Source organism: Acidobacteriota bacterium (assembly GCA_040754075.1).
GTDB lineage: Bacteria > Acidobacteriota > Blastocatellia > UBA7656 > UBA7656 > JBFMDH01.
Window position 1 is genome coordinate 42,936 of the sequence record JBFMDH010000047.1, and the last position, 6,134, is coordinate 49,069.

3 protein-coding genes are annotated in these 6,134 nt (G+C 44.8%); 1 reads left to right on the forward strand and 2 read right to left on the reverse strand.

Annotated elements, in window-relative coordinates; translation table 11 throughout:
* Positions 1-18: 18 nt before the first annotated feature.
* Positions 19-1,410: a divalent metal cation transporter gene (locus AB1757_29670; protein ID MEW6131235.1), complete on the forward strand. Its 1,392-nt coding sequence runs from the start codon at positions 19-21 to the stop codon at positions 1,408-1,410.
* A gap of 328 nt (positions 1,411-1,738) precedes the next feature.
* On the opposite strand, the gene AB1757_29675 is transcribed toward AB1757_29670, so the two are convergent.
* Together AB1757_29675 and AB1757_29680 are read right to left on the reverse strand one after the other, a co-directional pair.
* Positions 1,739-2,860 carry a two-component regulator propeller domain-containing protein gene (locus AB1757_29675; protein MEW6131236.1) on the reverse strand — a complete coding sequence of 374 codons (1,122 nt, stop codon included), beginning with the start codon at positions 2,858-2,860 and terminating at the stop codon, positions 1,739-1,741.
* 254 nt (positions 2,861-3,114) lie between these two features.
* On the reverse strand, positions 3,115-6,134 hold a 3,020-nt coding region (locus tag AB1757_29680; GenBank protein ID MEW6131237.1), incomplete at its 5' end, for an RHS repeat-associated core domain-containing protein.

The following is a 6,134-nucleotide window of genomic DNA, read 5'->3' on the forward strand; positions in this document are numbered from 1 at the left end:
CGATGTATGATTTGCGAGATGAAAAAATCGTTCAAAGAGAAGACTCTCGCTTCACTATTTAAACCGCAAAATAAAAACGCTCCTCTTGAGAACGCTGGCTCATCGGTTAATCCTGGCTCGCCGGAAAATAATTTTCTGCCCGAACCCGTCGTTAAACGATTCACTCATAAAGCCGAACATTTTTTCAAAGATTTAGGACCGGGGTTGATTACCGGCGCTGCCGACGATGACCCTTCGGGCATTTCCACTTACTCGGTCACCGGCGCGGCATTCGGTTACGCGCAACTGTGGACAGTGATATTTTTTTTTCCGTTAATGGCTGCCGTGCAACTGATGTGCGCCCGGCTCGGATTGGTTTCGGGTCGCGGACTTGCCGGAGCGATTCGCGTTCGTTACTCGCGCTCGGTGCTGTGGTTTGCCTGCGCTTTGTTATTGATTGCCAACACCATCAATATCGGCGCGGATTTGGGCGGTATGGCTGAAGCCATGCAGATGATGACCGGCATTCGCGCCTTTCTGTGGTTGCCATTGTTTGCCGGGTTGATTGTCGTGCTGTTGATTTTTTTCAACTATCACCGCATCGCGCGAATCTTTAAATGGTTGACGCTTGTCCTGTTTGCCTATGTGATTGCAGCGTTTTTTGCGCATCCCGATTGGTCAGCGGTTTTCAAACACACATTCATTCCCCACCTTGAATTCAGCCGACAATACCTGGCGACCTTTCTTGCGGTGCTTGGCACAACCATTTCACCGTATCTGTTTTTCTGGCAGGCGGCGCAGGAAGTTGAAGAAGAACGCGCGCACGGCAAAAAGACCTTAAAACTGCGGCGCGGGGCGACCCTTGAAGAATTGCGTGAAGCCCGCATCGATGTGTTAAGCGGCATGGGGTTTGCGGGACTGGTGATGTATTTCATTATTTTGACGACCGGCGCGACGCTTTACGCCAACGGCGAGCGCGATATTGAGACCGCGCGTCAGGCAGCCGAGGCGTTGCGCCCGCTCGCCGGTGATGCAGCTTATCTATTGTTCACCCTCGGACTGGTGGGCACAGGGATGCTCGGCGTGCCGGTGCTTGCGGGGTCGGCGGCTTATGCGATTGCCGAAGCCATGCACTGGCACGGGTCGCTTGATGATAAGCCGAAAGTCGCAAAGAAGTTTTATGCGGTGCTCACGGTCGCCGTCCTTTTCGGATTGGCGTTGAACTATTTTGAAGTCAACGCCGTGAAGATGTTGTTTTTTGCAGCGGTCATCAATGGTATGCTCGCGCCGCCGCTTGTGATACTAGTGACGATGCTCACCAGCGATAAAAAAATAATGGGCGATAAATTAAATCCGCCGATATTGAAATGGCTCGGTTGGGCAACCGCAGTGATTATGACAACCGCAGCAATTGCGATGTTGGTTTTGTAAACCAGAGCGATTGGATAACCTGGGCAAGCAAGTAAAAGGATTTTTAGCTACTTTTTTGAATGTGGTTTTCGGTGGATGGGGGAAATGTTGGGTGTCCAAAAACCCTTTGAGTTTTCGGGTTGAAATTCCTTGATTTTATTGGGATTTTAAAAGGAAATCGCGGCGTCCAAAAACAATAATTTTTGAATCATTAGGCATCTTCTCAGCAATCTTTTTTTGTCGTTGATAAGTTAACGAATTTCCAGTAAGAGATGCCTATGCTTCATCCCATCAAAATCTTTTACACGCTTCTGGAAAATTAGGGCAACTCTGCTTTCCCTAATTCTTATTATTCTAGAACAACTACGCCTCGAGCAGTTCCTAACCATATTCGTTGATTATGGTCTTCCATAATGGTAGTTATATAACTGCTTGGTAATTTACTGTTTTCGTAGGTTAATAATTCCCATCTATTTCCCTTATCAAAATAAACTAGTAATCCATGATTTGTTGCGAACATCATTACTCCATTTTTATCCTGATACATTTGATTAACCCTAAAATTTGCCAATACCGATGTATTTATTAATGACACATGACCAGCTATATTAACTGATTGCCATAAACGCTTTTCTTTATTATAGACATAGGCAATACCTTCTACTGTAAGAAACCAAATGAGCCCTTGTCGGTCTTCGTATATACAGCTAACGTTAACAATTTTATTATGATGGCTTTTATTTAGTGTTATCTGATTTTCTGATAGAGGATCATATTTTGCCCATTTTTGGGAGATAACATCATAACCTAAAATTCCTATTGAAGGGCTCACTAGCCACAAATAACCTTGACTGTCTTGAAGCCCAGTTATGATATCAATTGGTTCAACTTCATTAAAATTTAATGATGGCTTTAAACGGGATATCCATTTCCCATTATCATATGCGATTAATCCATCTTCTAAAGCAAACCACAATATCCCAGATTTACCAGGAAAAATAGCGTATACAGGGCTGGTATTTCCATTATCATCAAAAAATTTTAATGGACTGTTTGCCCCATTAATTTTAGACCAACGTGTTCCGTCAAAACAAATTATTCCTGATCCAAAGTATGGCATATTAGGAGTAGGAGCAAACCATATTTTACCATCATTACTTTGATTAATAATCGTAACCTGGTTGATAGTCAATTTACCTGAATCAGATTTTACGGATTTCCAATAGTTTTTATTTTCATCAAAAAAGTAGAGTGTTGTATGGGTTCCTAACCAGTAATTTCCATCCTTATCCTCAAAAATTACCTTTACTAATGAACTTATTTCATTTCCGTCTGGGGGAACCATTAATTTTAATATTTTATGACCAGCAAGCGTTTGTTGATCGGGGTTATCCATAGCCAACAAAGATACCCCCCATGTATTCAAAAACAAATATGTCAAAAGGATGTATTTACCAACCATGTTTACCATACCTCACCTCCAAAATTTCATAACTGATCTCAAAAAATTTTATGTCATTTCTTAAATAACGTGAACTCGACATAACTAAATGAGAGTTGGAAGCTGCTCCAGTTCTTTGATACGAATATTTAGCGACGGTTTCTTCTCCTTGAACTCCTTGAGATGGAAAGATTTGTTTTTCAGACTGATCAATCATATCTCAAGGACTTCTTTCTTATATGGAGATCACGTTGAATACTAATTAATGTGCCAGATGGCTTTTATTAATCACTTAAGTTCCCAAAATAAGTTCCCATAGTTAATTTAGCTATATATGTCGATAAAGACATTGCCTGTAATTTTCGTTGGACTACAGTTTGTCCATAACATTTTTTTAATGCATCTTTAAAATCAGCATCTAATTGATCTACAGCGAGTTTAACATTCATAGCTTTTTCTTTAACTTGGGTAAGTTGTTCCGATGAAAAGAGCTTCTTTAAAGAATCAGCTTTGCTATTTAAGATTGTTCTAGCTAAATTCTCAGCAGTAGTATCAAAATTTGGTTGTTTTGTTCTTCTATAAAATTCCTTAAAATCATTCCTAATTCTTCCTATTTCTTCAAATGCTTCATTGAATATCGTGCCAGCGCCTGGGACATTCAAATTTCCCAATAAAGCCGCAAAATTATTAGCCTCATCACTTATTTTTTTTGCACTTGTATCCATTTTATCTATAGAATCTTTGCATTCTTTTGTTAAGGAAGCCTGACCGTGTCCGGTTCCGCCCCTATCGACACTAGTCCTATTTGTATTGCTTCTATATCCTCCAATGTATGAACACCCCTGTGGCTCATTCCAAGTCTCCCATTTAATAATAATTCCACCAATACTCCAAGTAGAAGTGATTACATTCGTTACACACACATAATCAAGTCCTTCATTGTCTTTTAAGTTTGTTGGGTTATTTTGTGTATAAGCATAACGATTCCAACTTTGTGGCGCTCCGGTGCTTCCATTTTCTGAATAAGGGTCAGATTGATTGAAGCGTCCTACACTCGCCGAATACCCCCTATTTATTGCGTAATCATTATTACTTTCTGAGTCCCTTTCGTAGCTCGTAAACTTATGGTTGTCATTTGTACCACTGGAGTTCAAATCTTCTCCAAAAGGAAGGTGCGCTTGTCTGCCTTGTATTCCTCCTTGTCCATCAGTAATTGTCGCTCGCACACTTAAACGGTCATACAAAAAGAACAGCCGATTACCACTAGTTTCTTTGGCGATTATTCGTGAACCAGCAAAAATATAATCTATCAAAACGTTTCCCGTTGAGCCATTATGTTCAGCAATACACTGACCAACATGCCAAACATAATGCGTCGTGATTGAGCCAACCACTTTTTTAATGCGTTGGTTTTGATGGTCATAAGCATAAGTCGCCGTCGTTCCGCTATCGACACTCACTATGCGATTTTCGGCGTCGTAGGTGTAAGTATGAGAACCGTCATTGGTGACGTTGCCATTGGCATCATAGGTGTAGCTCACCGGGCTGCCGCCATTCGTCGTCACACTGCTGATTTGATTGGTTGGCACGCTTCCCGATTGTTGCAGGGCGATACTTTGAATCTGATTGCCGCCGCTCGTCGCATCGTACACACTCGCGCGATTGCCCCAACGGTCATACACGAATCGTCGCTGTGCGCTCACGCTGTTCGTTGTCTGATTCGAGGTCACGAGTCTGCCGAGATTGTCATACGTGTAACTCGCCGATTCGGTCGTCCCGTTGATGCTGCCACTAATCGACATCAACTGCCCGCTGTTTCCGGCGGTTGAGCCGCTGCCATTTTGTCCTGAACTTGCCGCATAGCTGTAGGTCAAACTCAAGCGCGTGAAACCGTTTTGCGTCACCGTCTGCGAAGTTAGTTGCAAGCGGTTGCTGTCATAGCCGAACGATTCGTTGATATTCGACCCCAACGTCCAACCCGACACCTGCCCCGCGCCGCTGTAGCTCACACTCGATAAATAATTCGTACTGTCGCTATTGTTTATGATAGACAAGGGGCGTCCATATGCGTCATAACTAGTATTTAGAATACGGGTTGATGGATATGTCAATTGGGTTAACTGGCCAATCTCATTCATTGTAAAGCTTGTCGAATAGGTCTTCGCGCCGATGGTCGCCGTCACATTCGACAGCCTTCCAAAACTATCATAGCTGTAACTCTCCGATGATTGCCCGCTGATGCTCACTGACAGCAACAAGCCTTTGGTGGCGCTCGTTGCCCCGTTATCGAAGGTGTAGCTGACGCTCGGCGTTGCCGGCACCCCGGTTGAGCCAACATTGTAGCTGATGCCGGTTAAGCGATTCATGGTGTCATAGGAGAACGTCGTGATGACGCCGCGCGCGTCGGTCTTGGTCTCCACCGCGTCGAAATCCGTGTAGGCGTATTTGGTTGTCCAATAAGTACCCGTCCCGTCATTGATGCTGGCGGTCTGTTCGGGAATTTTTTCGTAGAGCATTCGGGAGAGCGAATCGTATTTGAACTTGCGATACTGACTGCCTTGATTGACCTCTTTGAGATTATCAAGCAAATCATACGAATAGCTGGTTTCCTGATTGAGCGAACCGCTTGAAACATCTTGCTCGGTCACTTTGATGAGTCTGCCTAGCCCATCCAACTCGCGTTTCATCTGCCGGTTCACTTGATCGGTCACCGTCACCGTCGCGCCGCTGTAACTGGTCTGCATGGTGTTGCCGCCCGGCAGAGTTACTTGCGTGGCTCGCCCCAAAGCATCAAAGGTGTTGACGGTCTCCGGCGTCGGACTCACGCCTGCTTGATACGGATTGCTGCGTTTCCACACTCGTCCCATCGCATCATAAGTCGTCGTCACCCCGCCGATTCCGGCTCCGCCTTGCGAGATAACCCTGCCCCAACCATCGTAGCTGTAACTCGTGGTCACTGTCTTGGTGCTGGCTCCTTCGTCATAGGTCACCGTCTGGCTCGCCGTCAAATTCGCGTCATCGAAACTATTGTCGCTGGTTGCGGTCGTCGGATAGGTCGCCACATCCGGTCTTAATGCCGCATCATAAGTGACGGTGGTTTGTTCGCCGCGCGGGTCGGTCGCGCTAATCACCAAGCCGGTGTTGAAATCATCTTCCATCGTTGATGTCAACGCCCCCGTGCCCGTGCCTTTGGTCACCGATACCGGCGCGGTGTAAGCATTGGTGCCATCAAGCGTCGAGGTCTGTTCATTGCAACAACCCAATTCCTGCTTCACCACATTGCCGTATTTATCATACTTGGTCT